General features: G+C 60.4%; 22 protein-coding genes. 12 read left to right on the forward strand and 10 right to left on the reverse strand.

Features of this window, described 5'->3' with window-relative positions; all coding sequences use genetic code 11:
- Positions 1-91 precede the first annotated feature (91 nt).
- Both CAG25_RS06755 and CAG25_RS06760 read left to right on the forward strand, forming a co-directional pair.
- A complete protein-coding gene (locus CAG25_RS06755; RefSeq protein ID WP_085610855.1) occupies positions 92-1240 on the forward strand; it encodes an efflux RND transporter periplasmic adaptor subunit in 1149 nt (382 codons plus the stop codon).
- Positions 1241-1253: 13 nt separating this feature from the next.
- Positions 1254-4283: a multidrug efflux RND transporter permease subunit gene (locus CAG25_RS06760; protein ID WP_085610856.1), complete on the forward strand. Its 3030-nt coding sequence runs from the start codon at positions 1254-1256 to the stop codon at positions 4281-4283.
- Positions 4284-4355: 72 nt separating this feature from the next.
- On the opposite strand, the gene CAG25_RS06765 is transcribed toward CAG25_RS06760, so the two are convergent.
- From CAG25_RS06765 to colR, 5 genes are all read right to left on the reverse strand, one after another.
- A complete protein-coding gene (locus tag CAG25_RS06765) occupies positions 4356-4583 on the reverse strand; it encodes a hypothetical protein (protein WP_011335717.1) in 228 nt (75 codons plus the stop codon).
- Between the two features lie 2 nt (positions 4584-4585).
- Positions 4586-5299: a lipopolysaccharide kinase InaA family protein gene (locus CAG25_RS06770; RefSeq protein ID WP_064599119.1), complete on the reverse strand. Its 714-nt coding sequence runs from the start codon at positions 5297-5299 to the stop codon at positions 4586-4588.
- A 4-nt stretch (positions 5300-5303) separates the two neighbouring features.
- Positions 5304-5972 carry a class I SAM-dependent methyltransferase gene (locus CAG25_RS06775; protein WP_011335719.1) on the reverse strand — a complete coding sequence of 223 codons (669 nt, stop codon included), beginning with the start codon at positions 5970-5972 and terminating at the stop codon, positions 5304-5306.
- Positions 5973-6134: 162 nt separating this feature from the next.
- Positions 6135-7409: a HAMP domain-containing sensor histidine kinase gene (locus CAG25_RS06780; RefSeq protein ID WP_064599121.1), complete on the reverse strand. Its 1275-nt coding sequence runs from the start codon at positions 7407-7409 to the stop codon at positions 6135-6137.
- On the reverse strand, positions 7399-8082 hold the full coding sequence (gene colR, locus CAG25_RS06785; RefSeq protein WP_085610857.1) for a two-component system response regulator ColR: 684 nt from the start codon (positions 8080-8082) through the stop codon (positions 7399-7401). Before colR ends, CAG25_RS06780 begins: the two co-directional genes overlap by 11 nt.
- A 203-nt stretch (positions 8083-8285) precedes the next feature.
- Here colR and CAG25_RS06790 point away from each other — a divergent pair, with 203 nt between their 5' ends.
- Positions 8286-10235: an LTA synthase family protein gene (locus tag CAG25_RS06790; protein ID WP_085610858.1), complete on the forward strand. Its 1950-nt coding sequence runs from the start codon at positions 8286-8288 to the stop codon at positions 10233-10235.
- A 51-nt stretch (positions 10236-10286) separates the two neighbouring features.
- Positions 10287-11030 (forward strand): phosphatase PAP2 family protein, encoded by a 744-nt coding sequence (locus CAG25_RS06795; RefSeq protein ID WP_085610859.1) that lies wholly within the window; start codon positions 10287-10289, stop codon positions 11028-11030.
- 75 nt (positions 11031-11105) lie between these two features.
- Here CAG25_RS06795 and groL read toward each other — a convergent pair whose 3' ends face one another.
- The 4 genes from groL to CAG25_RS06815 all read right to left on the reverse strand — a co-directional run bounded on the left by groL (position 11106) and on the right by CAG25_RS06815 (position 14626).
- Positions 11106-12752, reverse strand: coding sequence for a chaperonin GroEL (gene groL / locus CAG25_RS06800; protein WP_039765873.1), 1647 nt, complete (start codon positions 12750-12752; stop codon positions 11106-11108).
- Positions 12753-12801: 49 nt separating this feature from the next.
- Positions 12802-13095 carry a co-chaperone GroES gene (locus CAG25_RS06805; protein WP_003227685.1) on the reverse strand — a complete coding sequence of 98 codons (294 nt, stop codon included), beginning with the start codon at positions 13093-13095 and terminating at the stop codon, positions 12802-12804.
- A 257-nt stretch (positions 13096-13352) separates the two neighbouring features.
- Entirely contained in the window at positions 13353-13829 is a 477-nt protein-coding gene (locus CAG25_RS06810; protein WP_085610860.1) for an FxsA family protein, read from the reverse strand.
- Positions 13830-13894: 65 nt separating this feature from the next.
- Positions 13895-14626: a HugZ family protein gene (locus CAG25_RS06815; protein ID WP_085610861.1), complete on the reverse strand. Its 732-nt coding sequence runs from the start codon at positions 14624-14626 to the stop codon at positions 13895-13897.
- 160 nt (positions 14627-14786) lie between these two features.
- Here CAG25_RS06815 and CAG25_RS06820 point away from each other — a divergent pair, with 160 nt between their 5' ends.
- Positions 14787-15545 carry an SDR family oxidoreductase gene (locus tag CAG25_RS06820; protein WP_011335726.1) on the forward strand — a complete coding sequence of 253 codons (759 nt, stop codon included), beginning with the start codon at positions 14787-14789 and terminating at the stop codon, positions 15543-15545.
- A 68-nt stretch (positions 15546-15613) separates the two neighbouring features.
- On the opposite strand, the gene apbC is transcribed toward CAG25_RS06820, so the two are convergent.
- Positions 15614-16708 (reverse strand): iron-sulfur cluster carrier protein ApbC, encoded by a 1095-nt coding sequence (gene apbC, locus CAG25_RS06825; protein ID WP_064383825.1) that lies wholly within the window; start codon positions 16706-16708, stop codon positions 15614-15616.
- Between the two features lie 155 nt (positions 16709-16863).
- Between apbC and metG the strand changes: the two genes are divergently transcribed.
- The 7 genes from metG to nth all read left to right on the forward strand — a co-directional run bounded on the left by metG (position 16864) and on the right by nth (position 23613).
- Entirely contained in the window at positions 16864-18915 is a 2052-nt protein-coding gene (metG, locus tag CAG25_RS06830) for a methionine--tRNA ligase (protein ID WP_085610862.1), read from the forward strand.
- Positions 18916-19047: 132 nt separating this feature from the next.
- Positions 19048-19617, forward strand: coding sequence for an electron transport complex protein RnfA (locus tag CAG25_RS06835; RefSeq protein WP_085610863.1), 570 nt, complete (start codon positions 19048-19050; stop codon positions 19615-19617).
- The gene (gene rsxB, locus CAG25_RS06840; RefSeq protein WP_085610864.1) at positions 19614-20828 is read left to right on the forward strand and encodes an electron transport complex subunit RsxB; all 1215 of its coding nucleotides are present in this window, start codon (positions 19614-19616) and stop codon (positions 20826-20828) included. Before CAG25_RS06835 ends, rsxB begins: the two co-directional genes overlap by 4 nt.
- On the forward strand, positions 20815-21798 hold the full coding sequence (locus CAG25_RS06845; protein WP_085610865.1) for an RnfABCDGE type electron transport complex subunit D: 984 nt from the start codon (positions 20815-20817) through the stop codon (positions 21796-21798). The genes rsxB and CAG25_RS06845 overlap by 14 nt, the downstream gene beginning before the upstream one ends.
- A complete protein-coding gene (locus CAG25_RS06850; protein WP_085610866.1) occupies positions 21795-22400 on the forward strand; it encodes an RnfABCDGE type electron transport complex subunit G in 606 nt (201 codons plus the stop codon). The genes CAG25_RS06845 and CAG25_RS06850 overlap by 4 nt, the downstream gene beginning before the upstream one ends.
- Positions 22397-22978, forward strand: a complete 582-nt coding sequence (locus CAG25_RS06855) for an Rnf-Nqr domain containing protein (RefSeq protein ID WP_085610867.1) — start codon at positions 22397-22399, stop codon at positions 22976-22978. The genes CAG25_RS06850 and CAG25_RS06855 overlap by 4 nt, the downstream gene beginning before the upstream one ends.
- Entirely contained in the window at positions 22975-23613 is a 639-nt protein-coding gene (nth, locus tag CAG25_RS06860; protein WP_039765852.1) for an endonuclease III, read from the forward strand. The genes CAG25_RS06855 and nth overlap by 4 nt, the downstream gene beginning before the upstream one ends.
- Positions 23614-23712: the final 99 nt, after the last annotated feature.

Consider the following 23712-nt stretch of genomic DNA (forward strand, 5'->3'; position numbering starts at 1 on the left):
CACCCGGAAAAAACTGGCAGTTGGAATCCCTGCCGGACTCGGGGTAATGTGCCCGCCTGTCTCGCCTGATTTTCTCCAAGGAACTGGAAATATGCTGCGTCGCCGCATGCTGATCATGTTGGGTGTTGTACTGCTGATCGTTCTGCTTCTCGCCGGTTACAAGGCCTTCTCGATCTATACGATGATCCAGGGCTTTTCCAAACCGAAGCCGCCGATCAGCGTCGCCGTGGCCACGGCCGTCGAGCGCCCGTGGCAGATGCGCCTGCCCACCGTCGGCACGCTGAAGGCCTTGCAAGGTGTCGATCTGAGCCTGGAGAACGCCGGCACCGTCACCGAGCTGAAGTTCGAATCGGGGCAGAAGGTCAAGGCCGGCCAACCCTTGCTGCAACTGGACAGCGCGGTCGAAGCCGCCTTCCTCGAAACCGCCAAGGCCGATCTCGGCCTCGCGCAGCTGGATTACGGTCGCGGCAGCCAGCTCGTCGGCAGCAGCGCCATCTCCAAAGGCGAATTCGACCGGCTCTCGGCGCAGTTGCAAAAGAACAAGGCCACGGTCAATCAACTCAATGCGGCGCTGGCGAAAAAACGCATCGTCGCGCCCTTCAGCGGCACCATCGGCATCCGCCTCGTCGACATCGGCGACTACCTCGCCAGCGGCACCAAGATCGCCACTCTGCAGGATCTGAGCAGTCTCTACGCCGACTTCTACGTGCCCGAACAATCGGTGCCGAAACTGGCTATCGGTCAACCGGTACAGATCACGGTCGCGGCGTATCCCGGCCAGCATTTCACCGGCGCCATCAGCGCCATCAACCCGATCGTCGAAAGCACCACCCGTAACATCCTCGTGCGCGCCACACTGGCCAACCCCGATGGCAAGTTGCTGCCGGGCATGTTCACCAGCGTCGAGGTGCTGCTGCCGGATCCGCAGAAACACATCGTGGTCCCGGAAAGCGCGATCACCTACACCCTCTACGGCAACTCGACGTACGTGGTCACCCAGAAGAAAGCCGAAGACGGCACCGTCGAGAAAGACGACAAGGGCCAACCGGTACTGATCGCCGAGCGCAGGTTCGTCGAGACCGGCGAACGCCGTGATGGTCAGGTGATGATCAACAAGGGCGTGCAGAGCGGCGAACAGGTGGTGACGGCCGGCCAGATCAAACTGGACAACGGCGCCCACATTGCCATCAGCGACGACAAGACCCTCGGCGAGCAGAACAGTCCGCCCCGCGCCGACTGATCAAGGAAACCCCATGGCTTTTACTGATCCGTTCATCCGCCGCCCGGTGCTCGCCACCGTGGTCAGCCTGCTGATTGTGCTGCTGGGCTTCCAGGCCTGGAGCAAACTGCCGCTGCGCCAGTACCCACAAATGGAAAACGCCCTGATCACGGTGACCACCGCGTACCCCGGGGCCAACGCCGAAACCATCCAGGGCTACATCACCCAGCCGATGCAACAGAGCCTGGCCAGCGCCGAAGGCATCGACTACATGACCTCGGTCAGTCGCCAGAACTTCTCGGTGATTTCGATCTACGCACGCATCGGCTCCAACAGCGACCGTTTGTTCACCGAATTGCTGGCCAAGGCCAACGAGGTGAAGAACAAACTGCCCCAGGACGCCGAAGATCCGGTGCTGAGCAAGGAAGCCGCCGACGCCTCGGCACTGATGTACATCAGCTTCTTCAGCAAGGAGCTGAACAACCCGCAGATCACCGACTACCTGTCGCGGGTGATCCAGCCGAAACTGGCGACCCTGCCGGGCATGGCCGAAGCGGAGATTCTCGGCAACCAGGTGTTCGCCATGCGCCTGTGGATCGACCCGGTGAAACTCGCCGGCTTCGGCCTCAGTGCCAGCGACGTGACCAATGCGGTGCGCCAGTACAACTTCCTCTCCGCCGCCGGCGAAGTGAAAGGCGAGTACGTGGTCACCAGCATCAACGCCAACACCGAACTGAAGTCCGCCGAAGCCTTCGGCAAGATTCCGCTCAAGGTCAGCGGCGACAGCCGGGTGCTGCTCAGCGATGTGGCGCGGGTCGAGATGGGCGCGGAGAACTACAACTCGATCAGTTCATTCGGCGGTACGCCCTCGGTATACATCGGGATCAAGGCCACGCCCGGGGCCAACCCGCTGGAAGTGATCAAGGAAGTACGCAAGATCATGCCGGAGCTGGAAGCCCAGCTGCCGCCCAACCTCAAGAGCGAAATCGCCTACGACGCCACGCTGTTCATCCAGGCGTCCATCGACGAAGTGGTGAAAACCCTGTTCGAGGCGGTGCTGATCGTGATCGTGGTGGTGTTCCTGTTCCTCGGCGCCCTGCGTTCGGTAGTGATTCCGGTGGTGACCATTCCGCTATCGATGATCGGCGTGATGTTCTTCATGCAGATGATGGGCTACTCGATCAACCTGCTGACCCTGCTGGCAATGGTGCTGGCCATCGGGCTGGTGGTGGACGACGCGATTGTGGTGGTGGAAAACATTCACCGGCACATCGAGGAAGGCAAGACACCGCTGGACGCCGCGCTTGAAGGCGCCCGGGAAATCGCCATGCCGGTGGTGTCGATGACCATCACCCTCGCGGCGGTGTACGCACCAATCGGCTTCCTGACCGGACTGACCGGGGCGCTGTTCAAGGAGTTTGCGTTGACCCTGGCCGGGGCGGTGGTGATCTCCGGCGTCGTCGCGCTGACCCTGTCACCGATGATGTGCGCCATGCTGCTGCGCCACGATGAAAACCCCACGGGCCTGGCCCACCGCCTCGACCGGATTTTCGACAGCCTCAAGCGGCGCTATCAGAGCATGCTGCACGGCACGCTCAATACCCGGCCGGTGGTACTGGTGTTTGCGGTGATCGTGCTGTGCCTGATTCCGGTGCTGCTCAAGTTCACCAAGTCGGAACTGGCGCCGGACGAGGACCAGGGCATCATTTTCATGATGGCCAACGCCCCGCAGCCGACCAACCTCGATTACCTGAACACCTACACCGACGAGTTCATCAAGATCTTCAAGGAGTTCCCGGAGTACTACTCATCGTTCCAGATCAACGGTTATAACGGCGTGCAGAGCGGCATCGGCGGCTTCCTGCTCAAGCCCTGGAACGAGCGTAGCCGCACGCAAATGGAAATCCTCCCCGAGGTACAGAGCAAACTCGAGGGCATTCCGGGCCTGCAGATCTTCGGTTTCAACCTGCCATCCCTGCCCGGCACCGGTGAGGGCCTGCCGTTCGAGTTTGTGATCAACACCGCCAACGACTACGAGCTGTTGCTGCAAGTGGCCGACCGGATCAAGAAGCGCGCCATGGAGTCGGGCAAGTTCGCCTTCGTCGACCTTGATCTGGCTTTCGACAAACCCGAAGTGGTGGTCGACATCGACCGCGCGAAGGCTGCGCAGATGGGTGTGTCGATGCAGGATCTGGGCGGTACGCTGGCGACTTTGCTGGGCGAGGCGGAAATCAACCGGTTCACCATCGAAGGCCGCAGCTACAAGGTCATCGCCCAGGTCGAACGGGCCTACCGCGATAACCCGGACTGGCTGAACAATTACTACGTGAAAAACACCCAGGGCGAACTGCTGCCGCTGTCGACCCTGATCACCGTCACTGACCGCGCGCGACCGCGGCAACTCAACCAGTTCCAGCAACTCAACGCGGCCAAGCTGTCCGGGTTCCCGCTGGTGAGCATGGGGGAAGCCATCGACAGCGTGTTGCAGATCGCCCGGGAAGAAGCCCCGGCCGGTTTTGCTTTCGATTACGGCGGCGCATCGCGGCAGTTCGTCCAGGAAGGCAGCGCGCTGTGGGTGACCTTCGCGTTAGCGCTGGCGATCATTTTCCTGGTGCTGGCGGCGCAGTTCGAAAGCTTCCGCGATCCATTGGTGATTCTGGTGACCGTGCCGCTGTCGATCTGCGGGGCGCTGATTCCGCTGTTCCTCGGCTGGTCGAGCATGAACATCTACACCCAGGTCGGGCTGGTGACGCTGATCGGGCTGATCAGTAAGCACGGGATCCTGATCGTCGAGTTCGCCAACCAGCTGCGCAAGGAGAAGGGCCTGACACCCCGCGAGGCGGTGGAGGAAGCAGCGGCTATTCGTCTGCGCCCGGTGTTGATGACCACGGCGGCGATGGTGTTCGGCATGGTGCCGCTGATCGTGGCCACCGGCGCCGGTGCGGTCAGCCGCTTCGACATAGGGACGGTGATTGCAACCGGGATGTCGATCGGGACGCTGTTTACGCTGTTTGTCCTGCCGTGTGTTTACACCGTGCTGGCGAAACCCGATCCCAAGGCATGACGCAGTAAAACAAGCCATGACGCAATAAAAAAGGCCTCGCATTGGCGAGGCCTTTGGCTCTAATCGAACGATTCAACTCTGCGGCCTCATCCCTTGAGAAAGTCCGAACATGAACAGCAATAGATCATGATCGGGTTGTGTGGCCACGGCGGCTTTCGCCACCCGAGGCATCGGGCAATGCGGATCACTGGCCGATGCGCCAATGACCTGCATGCGTGGCTGTTCCCAGGCCGCCACCGCCAATGATGCAACTGCCAAGGCTCCTACCAGAAACAAACCTCGTGCAATTTCTAGTTTCATCGCTATAAACCTTTGATAGCGCTGCCAAACGCCGTCTCATAAAAGTAGACGAGTTTTTTCCAGTCCGTAGCGCTGAACGACGAGTGGCGACGCAGTTGCTTCATGTCATGGGCGGCCGCGCGATGAGCGGTCAGACGCTGACGGCATTTTTCCAGATCGATCAGAGCGACTTCGACCTTGGCCGATTCACCTGCGCCCGTCACCCGCACGAACACGTGCTTGATGTAGATGCAGCTGTGCTGCCAACGGCCCTTGTGCATGCGCGCCAGGTTTTCGGCGAGGTCCTTGAGCACGCGTTCATAGACGGCTTCGCCATATTGCTCACGACCGCCGGCGGCCTTCCATTGCTCAAACTCCTGAAAGCCATCGAGGGATTTGGTCACCAACAGCGCGCGCCAATTGAATTTCGGATCGGGCTGCGCACCACAGAACACGATTTCAGGAACACGAACCCCGAGACGGGAAACCCCGGTCAGCGCATCCAGTTCACGCAACACGGTAGGCCGCCCGAACGGGTGCCGCCAGCTGCGATAGATATGTCCGGTCTGGCGCTTGGCATACAGCAGTTGACCATCGCGCCCCACCACCCGCTGCACACCACTTTCGCCACCACGACGCACATTGGGTTCTTCCACCCACTCACCGCGCTGGTTCCAGTAGTAGTCGAAGCGATCCTCGGGAGCGACTTCCGCTTCTGCTGCAAATTGCACTGCCATCCTCTTACCTCTTGCGTAATACGTAGACTCGCCACATGGCATAGAGCGGAATAAAGTCCAGTTGTTCCTGGATCCGGAATCCTGCTTCTTCGAATTCCTTTTCAACCGTTGCGGCCGGTAACACAAATCGATTCTGGTAACCTTCCTGCCCACGCTTGCGCTCGGCGCGCTTGCGTTTCCAGGCCTTGAAATTGCCGTCCACCCACAGCGAAATGATTACGCTGTCCCGGGTGACACGCTCGAACTCGCGCAGAATCGCCCGGCGGTGCTCGGCTTCGCCGATGTGATGCAGCAGTCGCATGCAAAAAATGCTGTCGACGGCGTTATCAGGCAAGGCAATGTCGAACGCAGATGTGTGCAAGGGTTGTACCCGTTTCACCACATCCGCCGGTTGTGCCTGCATGGCGGTCTTGATCATCGACTCGGAGTTGTCCGCTCCGATGATCACCCGATTGGGTTTTTCCGCCAGCAGTGGCCAGAAACGTCCAGCACCGCATGGCAGGTCCAGCACCAGGCCCGGCTCGCCAACAAGGGTCAACGCCTTGCGGGCCAACTGCTGATCTCGCCAATTGGACAAACGACGCCCCAGACCGTCCTGATGTTTACGCAGGTACTTCTGCGCATGGTTGTCGTCGTATTTTTCGGAAAAATCGAGCTTGATCGGGCCGGCCATCACCAGGACTCCTGAAATTACTGATGACGTCACCTTAAGCAGCGGCGTGTCAGCGTCAGGTCATCCCTTTGTGAAAAAAACGTCATGTAAACCGGCAAACTATTTCAAGGTTATACAGGATTTAGACAGGTTGGAGGCACTCTCGTGTCAGATGCGCAGCTTTCAGCGCTTGCCCAGATCCACCTCGAAACGGCAGCCATTAGGCTCCATCGTGCTCAAAGTGACACTCCAGCCCTGGTTCTCGCAGATGCGTTGAACCAGTGACAGACCCAATCCCAGCCCTTCTCCGCGTTTTTCGTTGCCGCGCACAAAAGGCTGGAACATCGCCTCGCGCTTTTCCTCGGGAATGCCGACGCCCGAATCCTCGACCACAAAACCGTTGGCATTGAGGGTCAAGCGAATGAACCCCTGCTCGGTGTAGTGCAAGGCGTTGCGCAGCAAGTTGCCCATCACGGCATTGAGCAGTGTCGCGTTGTAACGGGTGTCGGGCGGATTGCCCGGTTCGAAAATCAGCTGCAAGCCCTTGGATTCGATGGGCTCTCGCCACAGGCACAGCAAACTGTCAGCCACTTGCGAGAGGCTTTGCTGGGGCGCTGCGCCGGCGTCTTCACGTTGGGCCCGTGCCAGCATCAGGAAGGTCTGCACCAGTTCGCGCATTTCCTCACTGGCGCGCGCGATGCGCTGAACCTGAGCCTTGCCGCGCTGATCGATACCCGGGTTTTCCAGCAGCAGTTCACAGGAGCTGGCCAGCACCATGAGCGGTGTACGCAACTCATGGCTGACGTCGCTGGTAAACAAGCGTTCCCGCGTCAGTGCCTGACGCAATCGCCCAAGTGTCGCGTCGAACGCCACCGCAAGCTCGCCCACCTCGTCCGCCGCGTAGTCGGGCGCCAGCGGAGGCGCCAGTCCGAGCAACTGATCGCGATGACGTACCTGGCGGGCCAGCCGCACCACCGGGGCCATCACCTTGCGGGCCAGCACCCAGCCGAGGAACACCGCCAGTGCCAGACTGAGCACGAAGCCCACCAGCACCACGGCGAACAATACGCGCTCGCGCTCTTCAAAATCGCTTTGATCCTGCAGCAGCACATAACGCCGACCATCAACGATCTCGACCATTGCGTGATACGACAGCTGCTCGCGAAAGACTTCATGGAAACCTGAATCCAGGTGTCGCAGGTCCTTGGGCAGCTCGAAATCCCCCGGCCCGCCACTGAAATAAAACAACTGATCCGGTTCTGGTCGATGGCTCCAGTCCGAGACGTTGTCCATCAACAGCAGGCGTTGCAGGTCGCCGCCCAGCCCGGCGGAAATCAGTTTTTCCTCGACCAGGTGCACGGTCGCGACGATGCCCATGGCAAACGCCCCGGCTACCAGCGCGCTCATCAGCGCAAAGGCGATGATGATCCGCTGGGCAAGGCTTTGCTTAAACTCCATCGCGGCCCTCGGCCAAGCGGTAACCCACGCCATGCACGGTGTGCAGCAATGGCTTGGAGAATGGTTTGTCGATCACCTGGCGCAATTGGTGAACATGGCTGCGCAGGCTGTCGCTGTCCGGGCAGTCATCGCCCCACAGCGCTTCTTCGAGAATTTCCCGACGCAGGACATGCGGGCTCTTTTGCATCAGCACCGCCAGCAGTTTCAGGCCGACCGGGTTGAGCTTGAGCAATTTGCCTTCGCGGGTCACTTCGAGGGTATCGAGGTCGTAGCTCAGATCGCCGACCTGCAGGGCACGACGGCCGCCGCCCTGGGTGCGGCGCATCACGGCTTCGACCCGGGCCGCCAGTTCCGACAGCGCGAACGGCTTGACCAGATAATCGTCGGCACCGGACTTGAAGCCCTGCAAGCGGTCATCGAGCTGATCGCGGGCGGTGAGCATGATCACCGGCGTATCACGACGGGCGTCTTCGCGCAGGCGCTTGCACAGGGTGTAGCCGTCGATCCCCGGCAGCATGATGTCGAGCACGATCAGGTCGTAATGCTCGGTGGCGGCCAGATGCAGCCCCGACAGACCGTCCTGGGCGCAATCGACGGTGTAGCCTTTGAGCCCCAGGTAATCGGCCAGATTGGCCAGGATATCGCGGTTGTCTTCGACCAATAGAATTCGCATGGGCACCTCCTCCGTACACGGTAGCGGCCGTCTTGGCCCGCGCAGCTTACGGCCATCGCCGACTCACGGCTAGGGCGGCAAGCAGCACAAATCCAGTCTTTCAACCAAATTCATTCGTTAACAAGTTTTTCACTATCGGTTCACAACCTGACTACAGTGACAACGCGAGACTCTCGCGCCATTAGATATAAGGAATGTAGACAATGGACTTCTTCAAGACAGCGCCTGTGCGCTTTCTGCTGCTGGTCACCGGCGCCTGGCTGGTGGTGTTTCTCCTGACCCGAACCGTGCTGTTGCTGACTCATCTGGATGAGGCCGGCGGCGTCGCGCTTTCCATGTTCGGCATCGGCTTGCTGTATGACCTGGGCTTTCTCACCTATGCCGCGCTGCCGATGGGCCTGTATTTACTGCTGTGTCCGCCGGCCTTGTGGCGCCGGCGCGGTCATCGCTGGTTCCTTCAGGGACTGTTGACCGTCAGTCTGTTCGCCATGCTGTTCACCTCCGTGGCCGAATGGCTGTTCTGGGACGAGTTCGGTGTGCGCTTCAACTTCATCGCCGTCGACTATCTGGTGTACTCCGATGAAGTCTTGAATAACGTGCTGGAGTCCTACCCGATCGGCACGTTGCTGAGCATTCTTGCGCTGCTCGCCGTCGCATTGAGTTTCGCGTTGCGCAAACCTTTCAACGCGGCGCTGGACGCCCCGTTGCCGCCACTGCGCGGTCGCCTGCTCAATGCCCTCGGTCTGTTGGTGGTGGCGGGACTGAGCCTGCAACTGCTCAGTCAGGACGCGCCGCGCGCTCAGGGCGGCAATGCCTATCAGAATGAACTGGCGAGCAATGGCCCGTATCAGTTCTTCGCCGCGTTCCGTAACAACGAACTGGACTATGGCCAGTTCTACAGCAGTCTGTCGCCGGAAAAAGTCGCCGGCCAGATACGTGCTGAATTGAGCGAACCCAACGCGCGCTTCATCGGCCAGGATCCACAGGACATCCGCCGAGTGATCGACAATCCTGGCACCGTGCGTAAACCGAACATCGTACTGGTCACCATCGAAAGCCTGAGTGCCAAGTACCTGGGCAGCAACGGCGATGAGCGCAACCTGACACCGAATCTGGATGCCTTGCGCAAGCAGAGTCTGTACTTCAACAATTTCTACGCCACCGGCACCCGCACTGATCGGGGCCTGGAAGCCATCACGCTGGCCATTCCGCCGACGCCCGGCCGTTCGATCGTCAAGCGCATCGGCCGCGAAAGCGGCTTCGCCAGCCTCGGCCAGCAGCTCAGCGCCGTCGGCTACGACAGCGTGTTCGTCTACGGCGGACGCGGTTATTTCGACAACATGAACGCGTTCTTCAGCGGCAACGGCTACCGCGTCGTCGATCAGAGCAGCGTCGATGAATCGGAAATTCACTTCAAGAATGCCTGGGGCATGGCCGACGAGGATCTGTACAAGCAGACCCTGAAGCTGGCCGATGCCGATTACGCCAGGCAGCAGCCTTTCCTGTTGCAACTGATGACCACCTCCAACCACCGCCCTTACACCTATCCGGACAATCGGATCGACATCAAGTCCGGCAACGGTCGCGATGGCGCGGTGAAATACACCGACTACGCCATCGGCCAGTTCCTGGAGCAGGCGCGACAGAAACCGTGGTTCGACAATACGATCTTCATCTTTGTAGCCGATCACACCGCCGGCAGCGCGGGCAAGGAAGACTTGCCGATCAGCAACTACCAGATCCCGCTGTTCATCTATGCACCGAAGCTGATCGAACCACGGGAAAACGCGCAACTGGCCAGCCAGATCGATCTAGCGCCAACCCTGCTGGGGTTGCTGAACCTGGATTACCAATCGACGTTCTTCGGTCGCAACCTGCTGCAGGACAACCCGCTGCCACCGCGAGTCGTGGTCGGCAACTATCAACATCTGGGACTGTTCGATGGGAAGGATCTGGCGATTCTCAGCCCGCGCCAGGGCCTGCGCCGGCATGACGATGCGCTGACCGAAAGTCGCGAGTCCAGGGCCGGCAGCGACGACCCGCTGATCAGCCGCGCCATCACCTATTACCAAACGGCCAGTTATGGCTTCAAGCAACAGCTGCTTGGCTGGAAAGCGCCCAGGGAGGGCGCCGAGCAAGTCAGCGAACGTTAATCGAAGCGCCCCGGGCTGATGCCCCGGGGCGTTTCCCGCTCTGGATATGTCATGTCATCAAGCGTTGTACGCCCTGCCCCTCGCCCACTGAATTTCTGGTTGTGCCTGGGGATTCCCGCCGTGGCGGCCGTCATTCTGGTGTTGCTGGAGCTGACCGATCTGGACATGGATCTGGCCCGGCTTTTCTATGACCCGGCGGCCGGTGACTTCATTGGCCGGCACAGTTATTTTCTCGAAGACATCCTCCACGACCGCGCCAAACAAGTGGTGATCGCCTTTTCGGTGTTTGCCATCCTCGGGTTCATCGGCGCGTTTTTCATCGAGCGGCTCAAACCGTTCAAGCGTGAGCTGGGCTGCCTGGTGTTGTCGCTGGGTCTGGCCACCTCTTTCGTCACGCCGGTGAAAGCGGTGACAGCGGTGCAATGCCCCTGGAGTCTCGAACAATTCGGCGGCCACGAAACCTACAGCAAACTGCTGGAGCATCGCCCGCCGACCGACAAGCCCGGTCGTTGCTGGCCGGGTGGTCATGCGGCTACGGGTTTCACCTTGTTTGCGCTGTTCTTCGTGCTGCGTGATCGTCGCCCACGGTTGGCACGCCAGGCATTCATCTTTGCCTTCGCGCTGGGTTCGGTGTTTTCGATCAGCCGGATGATGCAGGGCGCGCACTTCTTTTCTCATAACGTTTGGACGGCGATCTTCTGCTGGCTGATCTGTCTGGGCTCGTATTACTGGATTCTGTATCGCCCGGCAGCCAAGACCCCGGCCACGACTCGGGTACAACCGGCCAACGCCTGAACCCTGAAACGCGGGCAATAAAAAACCCCGTCTGCTCTCGCAGACGGGGTTTTTCGTTACAGGGGTAAGGCTGGCTTACATCATGCCGCCCATGCCACCCATGCCGCCCATGTCTGGCATACCGCCGCCAGCTGCACCTTCTTTCTTCGGTGCGTCAGCAACAGCTGCTTCGGTGGTCAGGATCAGACCGCCGATGGAGGCTGCAGCTTGCAGAGCCGAACGGGTCACCTTGGTTGGGTCCAGGATGCCCATTTCGATCATGTCGCCGTATTCGCCGGAAGCAGCGTTGTAACCGAAGTTACCTTTGCCGTTCTTGACTTCGTTGACGACTACGCTTGGCTCGTCACCGGAGTTGGCAGCGATCTGACGCAGCGGCGCTTCAACAGCGCGACGCAGCACAGCGATACCGACGTTCTGGTCAGCGTTGTCGCCGGTCAGTTCGGTCAGGGCTTCCAGAGCACGGATCAGCGCAACGCCACCGCCAGGTACCACGCCTTCTTCAACGGCTGCACGGGTTGCGTGCAGGGCGTCTTCAACGCGGGCTTTCTTCTCTTTCATTTCGACTTCGGAACCAGCGCCAACCTTGATCACTGCAACGCCGCCGGACAGCTTGGCCAGACGCTCTTGCAGTTTTTCACGGTCGTAGTCCGAGGAAGTTTCGGCAACCTGGGCACGGATCTGAGCGATGCGGGCTTCGATGTCGCCTTGAACGCCAGCACCGTCGACGATGATGGTGTTTTCCTTGGACAGGGTGACGCGCTTGGCGTTGCCCAGGTGTTCCAGGGTGGTGCTTTCCAGGCTCAGGCCGATCTCTTCGGAGATCACGGTACCGCCGGTCAGAACGGCGATATCCTGCAGCATGGCCTTGCGACGGTCGCCGAAGCCTGGAGCCTTGACGGCTGCGACTTTAACGATGCCACGCATGTTGTTCACAACCAGAGTCGCCAGGGCTTCGCCTTCAACGTCTTCGGCCACGATCAGCAGTGGACGGCCGGCTTTGGCTACGGCTTCCAGCACTGGCAGCATTTCGCGGATGTTCGAGATCTTCTTGTCGACCAGCAGGATCAGCGGGCCGTCGAGCTCGGCGACCATGGTGTCCGGCTTGTTGACGAAGTACGGGGACAGGTAACCACGGTCGAACTGCATGCCTTCTACAACCGACAGTTCGTTTTCCAGGCCCGAGCCTTCTTCAACGGTGATCACGCCTTCTTTACCGACTTTTTCCATGGCTTCGGCAATGATGTCGCCGATGGAGTTGTCGGAGTTGGCGGAGATGGTGCCGACCTGAGCGATGGCCTTGGTGTCAGCGCATGGCTTGGACAGGGCTTTCAGTTCTTTGACGATCGCGATGGTCGCTTTGTCGATACCGCGCTTCAGGTCCATCGGGTTCATGCCGGCAGCGACGGCTTTCAGGCCTTCGTTGACGATCGACTGAGCCAGAACGGTAGCGGTGGTAGTACCGTCACCGGCGTCATCGTTGGCACGGGAGGCAACGTCTTTGACCAGCTGCGCGCCCATGTTTTCGAAGCGATCTTCGAGTTCGATTTCTTTGGCGACGGAAACACCGTCCTTGGTGATGGTCGGAGCGCCGAAGCTCTTCTCGAGGATCACGTTACGGCCTTTCGGGCCCAGGGTCGCTTTTACCGCGTCAGCCAGAACGTTGACGCCTTTGAGCATCTTGGAGCGAGCGGCATCGCCGAACTTAACTTCTTTAGCAGCCATGATCGATATTCCTTAAATACTTTGTAGTAGCGGGAAAATGAGCGGGGTATCAGCCTTCCAGTACAGCGAGAATCTCGTTCTCAGCCATTACCAGCAGGTCTTCGCCGTCGACTTTCACAGTGTTGCTGCCGGAGTAAGGACCGAACACAACCTTGTCGCCGACTTTAACGGCCAGCGCACGCACTTCACCGTTTTCCAGAGTCTTGCCTGGACCTGCAGCGACGATCACACCGTGGTTGGCCTTTTCAGCAGCCGAACCTGGCAGGACGATACCGCCAGCGGTTTTCTTTTCTTCTTCGCTGCGACGGATGACGACGCGGTCATGCAGAGGACGAAGCTTCATTGTCGATCTCTCCTAATTGTGGTTTTCATCGGCCGGTGTAGTCCCGGCGGGTTTAACGAATCCGGCCTGCGCCGGTTGCGGCTCGTCGAGCGAGCCGCGAAAGTCTGTCCGACTCATATGCCGGAACCTTGCGGTGACCGATACATAAGGGCGCATAAGCTTATTACAAGGGCTGGAGACAAAAAATTTTCATGCGGCTGCATGAATTCGTGCCATAAACGAACACGGCACCCGAAGGTGCCGTGTCGATGCAGAATTTACTTGCTGTCGCGGTGTTCGAACTCGCCTTCGATCACGTCGCCTTCACGGCCAAGAGGCTGGCGCGGCGCGGGACCGCCGCGAGGTTGCAGGTCATCGGCGAACGCTCGCTGGCGCATGGCCTGTTCTTCGGCGCGCTGGCGCATCTTGTTGGCGACCAGCCGACGGCTGAACGGCAACAGCAGCACCAGACCGACCACGTCGCTGATGAAGCCCGGCAGGATCAACAGACCACCGGCCAGGGCCAGCATCAGGCCTTCGAGCATGGTCTGCGCAGGCAGTTCGCCGCGGTTCAGGCTTTCACGGGCACGCAGTGCGGTGGCCAACCCGGCGATGCGCAGCACGAACACGCCGAACATCGAGCCGAGAATGATCAGCAGCAGGGCCGGGAAAAACCCGATAGCCCCTGCCACTTTGACGAATACGAACAGCTCCAACACCGGGAACAGCAGAAAGAGCAACAAAAAAGGGCGCATCAAAGTTTCCTCAACGCAAGAAATGCCTTGCAGTAAGCCTTAGATGACGTCGCCCTTTCGTGAATTCAAGCGTCGGCCAGCGCATTTTTTGGCCAGACCTCGGCGTGAGCCAGAGAAACCAAGGCCTCGCGCACTTGTATCGGCGTATGACAGGGGGTTTGAAACGGTAGCCAGTACAACGCCTGTCCGATGCGCAGGTGCATGCCTTCAGTGTCGATCCCGGCCAGTTGCGCCGGTACGGTTTTCGGCAGACCGGCGAGGTCCACGTAATGCGCGATGGCCTTGGCGTGGTCGCTGTTCATGTGCTCGACCATGCTGATCTCGGCCTTGCCGGCGAACGGGTTGGCCAGTGTCAGTTGGTCGACCCAATGGATCGCGCCGAAGCCGCCTATATAGCGGTGGCGTACCGGCTTGAGCACCCAGAAGTCGAAATCGTGGGCCTTGTGGTAATTCTGCGAGTCGGGAAAGTAGCGGTAGTAACGCTCGGCGGCGGCTTCGATGGCGGCAGCGTCTTCGAGTTTTTCCGCCTCGGCCAGATAGGTCAGGCGACCAACGGCTTGCACATCGTCGGCCTCGCGCTCACCCACCAGCAGCGAACATTTCGGATCTTTCTGCAGGTTGTGGGTGTGCTGGGCGATACGGCTGATCAGGATCAGCGGCCGGCCCTGCTCGTCCAGGCAGTAGGGAACCACAGAGCCGAACGGAAAACCGGGCATCGATCTGGAGTGGGTCGACAGCACGCCACGGTATTCCTTGAGAAGCAATTCTCGGGCATTCTTAGCCGCTTCAACGCTCAATTTATGACTCCTTAAATAGAATCCGTCGACAAAACGGACAGGCGCATGGGTTTTGTCCCACTCGCCATCGGGCAGTTCTCATGTGCAACAGGCTGCTGGCCGGTGCAGATCGAGAGGCTACCTGTAAGGACCACTCTGACCTGCTCTCGGGGGCATGCGAATGCAACTCAACGACAAAGTAATCATTATCACTGGCGGTTGCCAAGGCTTGGGCCGCTCGATGGCCGAGTATTTCGCGGGCAAGGGCGCGAAGCTGGCGCTGGTCGACCTGAACCAGGAAAAACTCGATGACGCGGTCGCGGCCTGCAAGGCCAAGGGTGTCGAGGCGCGCAGCTACCTGTGCAACGTCGCCAACGAAGAGCAAGTGACGCATATGGTCGCCCAGGTCGCCGAAGACTTCGGCGCGATCCACGGTCTGATCAACAACGCCGGGATCCTGCGCGACGGCCTGCTGCTCAAGGTCAAGGACGGCGAGATGACCAAGATGAGCCTGGCCCAGTGGCAGGCGGTGATCGACGTCAACCTGACCGGCGTGTTCCTCTGCACCCGTGAAGTGGCGGCGAAAATGGTCGAGCTGAAGAACAGCGGCGCGATCATCAACATCTCGTCGATCTCCCGCGCGGGCAACGTCGGCCAGACCAACTACTCCGCCGCCAAGGCCGGCGTCGCTGCAGCGACCGTGACCTGGGCGAAGGAACTGGCGCGCTACGGCATTCGCGTGGCCGGGATTGCACCGGGCTTCATCGAAACCGAGATGACCCTGGGCATGAAACCTGAAGCGCTGGAGAAAATGACCTCGGGCATTCCGCTCAAGCGCATGGGCAAACCGGAAGAGATCGCCCATTCGGCGGCGTACATCTTCGAGAACGACTACTACACCGGCCGGATTCTGGAGATGGACGGCGGGTTGCGCATCTGACCTCTGTCGCGCAATGAAAAACGCCCCGGTGCACAGGCACCGGGGCGTTTTTGTTTAAACCACAGCCATCAATCGTCGCTGATGGTGATGTTCGGCATTGCCGGCGACGCCGCTTCCTGCAGCACGATCCGCGCGCCGACGTGGCGGGCCAGTTCCTGATAGACCATGGCGATCTGGCTGTCCGGCTCGGAAATCACCGTCGGTTTGCCGCCATCAGCCTGTTCGCGGATCAGCATCGACAGCGGCAACGAAGCCAGCAACTCGACGCCGAACTGGGTCGCCAGCTTCTCGCCACCGCCCTCACCGAACAGATGCTCGGCATGACCGCAGTTCGAGCAGATGTGCACGGCCATGTTTTCCACCACGCCCAGCACGGGGATGTTGACCTTGCGGAACATTTCCACGCCCTTGCGCGCGTCGAGCAGCGCCAGATCCTGCGGTGTGGTGACGATCACGGCGCCAGCCACCGGGACTTTCTGCGCCAGGGTCAGCTGGATATCGCCGGTGCCTGGCGGCATGTCGATCACCAGATAATCCAGGTCGCCCCACGCGGTTTGCGTGACCAGTTGCAGCAGCGCGCCGGAGACCATCGGCCCGCGCCAGACCATCGGCGTGTTGTCGTCGGTCAGAAACGCCATCGACATCACTTCCACGCCATGGGCCTGCAGCGGCACGAACCATTTCTGATCCTTGACCTGCGGGCGGGTGCCCTCGGGAATGCCGAACATGATGCCTTGGCTCGGGCCGTAGATATCGGCGTCGAGAATCCCGACCTTCGCGCCCTCACGGGCCAGCGCCAGTGCCAGGTTGGCGGCGGTGGTGGATTTGCCCACCCCGCCCTTGCCCGACGCAACGGCGACCACGTTCTTGACATTGGCCAGCCCGGGAATCTGCGCCTGGGCCTTGTGCGCGGCGATCACGCTGTTGACCTCGACCTTCGCAGTCACCACGCCGTCGAGGTTTTCGATGGCCAGTTGCAGCAATTGCGCCCAGCCGCTCTTGAACAGACCGGCGGCATAGCCGATTTCCAGCTGCACGCTGACGCGATCGCCGGTGATTTCGATGTTGCGCACGCAACCGGCGCTGACCGGATCCTGGTTCAGGTAAGGGTCGGTGTATTGGCTGAGGACGGCTTCCACCGCTGCGCGAGTGACGGCACTCATGGGCAACTCCGATAACAAGACTGGGAAAAGATGGCGGGTATCCTACCCCTTCTGTCCTCCGGACGGCATGCCCGGCAACGATTTGCAGAGGTGAAATATCTTTCCCGGCGCTTTATAGTGGCCGACCTCCGTTTCATCAAGTAGCGAAGCCCCACATGTCCGAACCACGCAAGATTCTCGTCACCAGCGCCCTGCCCTACGCCAACGGTTCGATCCACCTTGGCCATATGCTGGAATACATCCAGACCGATATGTGGGTGCGCTTCCAGAAGCATCGCGGCAATCAGTGCATTTATGTCTGCGCCGACGACGCCCACGGTTCGGCGATCATGCTGCGCGCGGAAAAGGAAGGCATCACCCCGGAACAACTGATCGCCAACGTCCAGGCCGAACACAGCGCCGACTTTGCCGAGTTCCTGGTGGACTTCGACAACTTCCACTCCACTCACGCCGAAGAGAACCGTGAGCTGTCGAGCCAGATCTACCTGAAGCTGCGTGACGCCGGGCACATCGCCCAACGTTCGATCACCCAGTATTTCGACCCGGAAAAGAAAATGTTCCTGGCCGACCGCTTCATCAAGGGCACCTGCCCGAAGTGCGGCACCGAAGACCAGTACGGCGACAACTGCGAAAAATGCGGTGCGACCTACGCACCGACCGACCTGAAGGATCCGAAGTCGGCCATCTCCGGCGCCACTCCGGTGCTCAAGGATTCCCAGCACTTCTTCTTCAAACTGCCGGATTTCCAGGAAATGCTCCAGGCCTGGACCCGCAGCGGCACCCTGCAGGACGCCGTGGCCAACAAGATCGCCGAATGGCTGGACGCCGGCCTGCAACAGTGGGACATCTCCCGCGATGCGCCGTACTTCGGTTTCGAGATCCCGGGCGAGCCGGGCAAGTACTTCTACGTGTGGCTGGATGCGCCGATCGGCTACATGGCCAGCTTCAAGAACCTCTGCAACCGCACGCCGGAGCTGGACTTCGACGCGTTCTGGGGCAAGGACTCCACCGCCGAGCTGTACCACTTCATCGGCAAGGACATCGTCAACTTCCACGCCCTGTTCTGGCCGGCGATGCTCGAAGGCGCGGGTTTGCGCAAGCCAACCGGGATCAACGTGCACGGCTACCTGACCGTCAACGGTCAGAAGATGTCGAAGTCCCGCGGCACCTTCATCAAGGCCCGTACCTACCTGGATCACCTGTCGCCGGAATACCTGCGCTACTACTACGCGGCCAAACTCGGCCGTGGCGTGGACGACCTCGACCTGAACCTCGAAGATTTCGTGCAGAAGGTCAACTCCGATCTGGTCGGCAAAGTCGTCAACATCGCCAGCCGTTGCGCCGGTTTCATCCAGAAGGGCAACGCCGGTCTGCTGGTGGACACCAACGCCGCACCGGAACTGACCGAAGCCTTCCTGGCTGCCGCGCCGAGCATCGCCGACGCCTATGAGGCCCGCGACTTCGCCCGTGCCATGCGCGAAACCATGGCGTTGGCCGACCGCGCCAACGCCTGGATCGCCGACAAGGCGCCATGGTCGCTGAACAAGCAGGAAGGCAAGCAGGATGAAGTCCAGGCAGTCTGCGCCACGGCGATCAACCTGTTCCGTCAGCTGGTGATCTTCATCAAACCGGTGCTGCCAGTGCTGGCCGCCGATGCCGAGGCGTTCCTCAACGTCGCGCCGCTGACCTGGAACGACCACACCACCCTGCTGGCCAACCACCAGTTGAACGAATTCAAACCGTTGATGACCCGCATCGACCCGGTAAAAGTGCAAGCCATGACCGACGCCTCGAAAGAAGACCTGACCGCCAGCCAGACCGACACCGGCGCCGCCGCGCCTGCCGGCAATGGCGAACTGGCCAGGGATCCGCTGTCGCCGGAAATCGACTTCGACACCTTCGCCGCCGTCGACCTGCGCGTGGCGCTGATCGTCAAGGCTGAACACGTTGAAGGTGCGGACAAGCTGCTGCGTCTGACCCTCGACATCGGTGACGAGCAACGCAACGTGTTCTCCGGGATCAAGAGCGCTTACCCGGATCCGTCGAAGCTCGACGGCCGCCTGACCATGATGATCGCCAACCTCAAGCCACGGAAAATGAAGTTCGGCATCTCCGAAGGCATGGTGATGGCAGCCGGCCCTGGTGGTGAAGAAATCTACCTGCTGAGCCCGGACAGCGGCGCCAAGCCGGGTCAGCGCATCAAGTAAGGTTCTGCCCTGACAGATCCCACAGGCGTGCTCCGTGCGCCTGTGGGATTTTTCATATCTGGCCCGCCCTCCACGGCTGCCGGATAATGCCTAACCTTAAGTGACACACGCCCCGTTCCTGCCGGCAGAACCATGACCGAACTCGTGCTTACGCTCTTCAGTGCTGCGCTGATCAACAACTTCGTGTTGCACTGGCCGCTGGGCGTCGATCCGCTGTTGGGCAGTGAGCGTCGACAAGTGCATGCGCTGGGGCTGGCGACGTTGTGTCTGATGCTGCTTGTCGGTGTGGCGGGTTACGTGCTCTGGCATTGGCTGCTAGTGCCGTTGCAACTGGAATTCCTGCGCCTGTTTGTGTTTATGCCGTTGAGCATCTTGCTGATCACGCCGTTGCTGAAGCTGTTGGCGTATTGGCTCCCCGCGCTGCCATTCGATGGTTTGTGGCCGCTGCTGCTGGGCAATGCCGGTGTGCTGGGGCTGACGCTGCTCAACGCGCAAGCGGACAAAGGCCTGTTGCATGCGACAGCGCTGAGCCTTGGCGCCGGCTTGGGTTTCTGGCTGGTGTTGAGCCTGTTCAACGATTTGCGCGAACGCACAGCCGACAACGATATTCCCCTGCCCTTTCGTGGCCTGCCGATCCTGTTGATCGGCGCCGGACTGATGGCCGTGGCTTTTCTCGGATTCAGTGGACTGATCAAAACATGAGTCTGATTCAACGCATCGATGCCCTGCTGCCGCAGACCCAATGCGGCAAGTGCGGCCATCCCGGATGCAAACCCTACGCTGAAGGCATTGCCGACGGCGAGCCGATCAACAAGTGCCCGCCGGGTGGCGACGAAACCATCGCGGCGCTGGCCGAACTGTTGAAAATCCCGGTGCTGGAGCTGGACACCAGTCGCGGTTCGGCGCCGCCGCAAGTGGCCTACATCCGCGAAGCCGAATGCATCGGCTGCACCAAATGCATTCAGGCCTGCCCGATCGACGCCATCGTCGGCGCAGCAAAGCTGATGCACACGGTGATCATCGATGAATGCACCGGTTGCGATCTGTGCGTGGCGCCTTGCCCGGTCGATTGCATCGAGATGCACCCGCTGCCTTTGGGCACGCTGCCGGTGGTGGGTGGCCTGGCCACCAGCCTTGAAGAACAGCAGGCCCGCGCGGCGAAACGCGATCACGCCCGGCAACGTTTCGAACGGCGCAACGCTCGCCTGCAACGCGAAGAACAGCAGAAGCAGGCCGAACGCGAAGCCCGGGCGCAGCGCGCGGCCCAGGTCGAAGTCGTCGCCACCACGCTCGATCCGGTGCAGGCGGCGCTGGAACGGGTCCGTGCACAAAAAGCCGCGACCGCCGATGCTGCGCTGAAAAAAGCCAAGATCGACGTGGCCATGAGTCGGGCGCAATTGAACAAGTCGCTCAAGGCCTTCGGTCATCCGCCGACCTTCGATCAGCAATCGCAACTGATCGTCCTGCAACAACAGTTCGAAGCGGCCGAACAGGCACTGGCGAAGCTGGAAAGCAACGCGGCACCTGCGCCAGTAGCAGCCGCCCCGGCGAAGGACGCCGATCTGAAACGGGCAAAAATCCAACTGGCGATGCGCCGTGCCGAACTGAAAAAAGCGCAAACCGCAGAGGCCCCGCCAGCCGAGATCGCCTTACTGGAGCAAGCGCTGCGTGACGCCGAACAGGCGCTGCACAACGCCGAAGCCGCCAGCGATCAACCGGCGCCGGAGCTTGTGCGTGTCGAGAAACGCCCGATCGACGACCAGCTGCGTCAGCTGAAAACCGAACTGGCCTACGCTCGCGCCGATCTGAACAAACTGCAACGGCGCGACGGCACGCCCGCCGACATCCTCGAAAAGGCCCGCGCCCGCCTGCAAGAAGCAGAGCGGCAGGTACAAGCCCATGTCATCCATTGAAGCCAGAGACGAGCGCCTGCAACAGGCAATGAAGCTGGTTTTGCTGGCGACATTGCCGGGATGGCTGGCGTTGTTCTGGTTTTACGGTTGGGGCGTGCTGATCAACCTGATCCTGTCCGTCGTCACGGCCTTGGGGGTTGAAGCTGTCGTGACTTATCTGCGCCGGCAACCGCTGCAGTCCACCTTGAGCGATGGCAGCGCGGTGGTCAGCGCCACGCTGCTGGCGATCGCGCTGCCGCCCTATTGCCCGTGGTGGCTGACGGTCACGGCGATCGCCTCGGGCCTGCTGCTGGGCAAACATCTGTACGGTGGCGTGGGCCGAAACCCTTTCAATCCGGCCATGCTCGGCTTTGCCTTGGCCATGGTGATGTTCCCTCAGCCGATGACCCACTGGCCGGCCCACGGCATGGAGCTGACGGCGGCTTTTGGCCAGGTGTTCAATCTGGGCGCGCAACCGGACGCCTGGGTTCAGGCCACCGCGCTGGACAGTCTGCGCATCAATAAAAGCCTGACCATGGATGAACTGTTTGCCGGCGATCCGGCGTTCGGTCGCGTTGGCGGGCACGGCGTCGAATGGGTGAACCTGGCGTTCCTCGGCGGTGGGTTGTTGCTGTTGCAGCGTCGGGTGTTTGGCTGGCACGCGCCGGTCGGCATGCTCGCCAGCCTGTTCGTGATCAGCCTGTTGTGCTGGAACGGTTCGGGATCGGACTCCCACGGCTCGCCACTGTTTCACCTGCTGAGCGGCGCGACCATGCTGGGGGCGTTTTTCATCGTCACTGAACCGGTGTCGGGGGCAAAAAGCCCGCTCGCCCGTCTGTTGTTCGGCGTCGGCGTGGGGTTGCTGACTTATGTGATTCGCACCTGGGGTGGTTACCCCGACGGCGTGGCGTTTGCAGTGCTGCTGATGAACCTGTGCGTGCCGGCGCTTGAGCGTTTCGCCATGGCCCGTCAGGCGCAGGTGGCACCATGAACCGCGCGAGCAGCCTGATCACACTGGTGTTGATCAGCGCGCTGGGAATCGGCGTGACATGGTTGATGCAACGCAGCAATGCGCCGCAGATCGCCGCCGAACAGCGTCTGCTTGAAAGTCGCAAGCTGCTGGACGTGCTGCCGGCCGACAGTTACGACAATCAGCCGCTTGAACAACCTCTGGCGCTGACCGACATCCACCTGAGCCACAGTCAGTTGCTGGGCGGTTATCGGGCGAGCAAAAGCGGCCAACCCGTGGCAGTGCTGTTACGCAGCCAGGCCCAAGGTTATGCCGGCAATATCGAGTTGCTGATTGCCATCGACGCCAACGGCCGATTGCTCGGTGTGAAAACCCTTGAGCAAAACGAAACGCCGTCGCTGGGCGGGCATATCGGTGACTGGCCAAACAGCTGGCTTCAGCGCTTTAGCGGAAAATCGAGCAGCCAGCCGACGGACAGCGGATGGGCTCTGAAAAAGGATCAGGGACAGTTCGACCAGATCGCGGGCGCCACCATTACGTCTCGTGCGGCGATCAATGCCATCCACGATGCCCTGCGTTACTTCGATGAACACCGGACGACCCTGCTCGGGAGCGCGCCATGAACACGCCAGCGACACTGTCGAATTCAATGATGCTGGTGCTGTTGATCGGAGCCACCGACTCCATTGCGGGTTCACTGGCGACGCTGTTGATGTTTACGGTTGTCGTGGGCGTTTACGGTTTGTGCATGGCACCGCTGCGCTCGCGCCTGAGCAGCGAGAGCCTGTTGCCGGTCAGCCTGGTGCTGGCCGCAACCCTGGCGGGCTGCGCCGATATTGTTCTGCAACGCGGTGCGCTGCAGTGGCATCAACTGATCAGTCTTTATGCCGGGTTGATTGGCTTGCAGTGCGTCGTGCTGGAGCACGATGGATTTTTTCGCCAGCCTGTACGTGAACGTCTGAAACAGTGCGGGCTGTTTGTCGCGCTGATGATTGTGCTTGCGATGTTGCGTGAGCTGATCGGTCAGGGCAGCATCGGCCATCATTTGTCGGAACACTGGCAAGGTTTGCTTCTGTTCGGCGACGGTCTTCATTTCGCGACGCTGGCTCCCGGCGCCTTCATATTGCTTGGACTGTTACTGGCCGCCCGTCAGGCCTGGACTCGCCCTGCCGACCTACCCGAGGAAACGCATCACCCATGAATGCCGCAAAACGTCTGGAGATCTTCCGCCGGTTTCACGAGGACAACCCCGAACCCAAGACCGAGCTGGCCTATTCTTCGCCTTTCGAACTGTTGATCGCAGTGATTCTGTCCGCGCAATCGACGGATGTCGGGGTGAACAAGGCAACGGCCAAGCTGTTCCCGGTGGCGAACACGCCGGCGGCCATTCACGCGCTAGGCGTTGAAGGTCTGTCCGAATACATCAAGACCATCGGCCTCTATAACAGCAAGGCCAAAAACGTGATCGAGACCTGTCGTCTCCTGGTCGAGCTGCACAATGGCGAAGTCCCGCAGACTCGCGAAGAACTGGAGGCCTTGCCGGGCGTTGGCCGCAAAACTGCCAATGTCGTGCTCAACACTGCGTTCCGACAGTTGACCATGGCCGTTGACACCCACATTTTCCGGGTCAGCAACCGCACCGGCATTGCACCGGGAAAAAATGTGGTCGAGGTGGAAAAGAAGCTGATGAAGTTCGTGCCAAAGGAATACCTGCTCGACTCGCACCACTGGCTCATTCTTCACGGACGCTATGTGTGTCTGGCACGCAAGCCCCGCTGTGGCAGCTGTCGGATCGAAGATTTGTGCGAGTACAAGCACAAGACTTCCGACGATTGAGCGGCTATTGGAGTTATTGATTTATCGATTGAAAAAATCTTTTTTACCATCTGCCGGAATATCGATATAAGGGGCGCCAAAGGCAGTCTTAGCCTGGAG

This window comes from Pseudomonas sp. B16(2017), assembly GCF_002113205.1.
GTDB classification, from domain to species: domain Bacteria; phylum Pseudomonadota; class Gammaproteobacteria; order Pseudomonadales; family Pseudomonadaceae; genus Aquipseudomonas; species Aquipseudomonas pharyngis.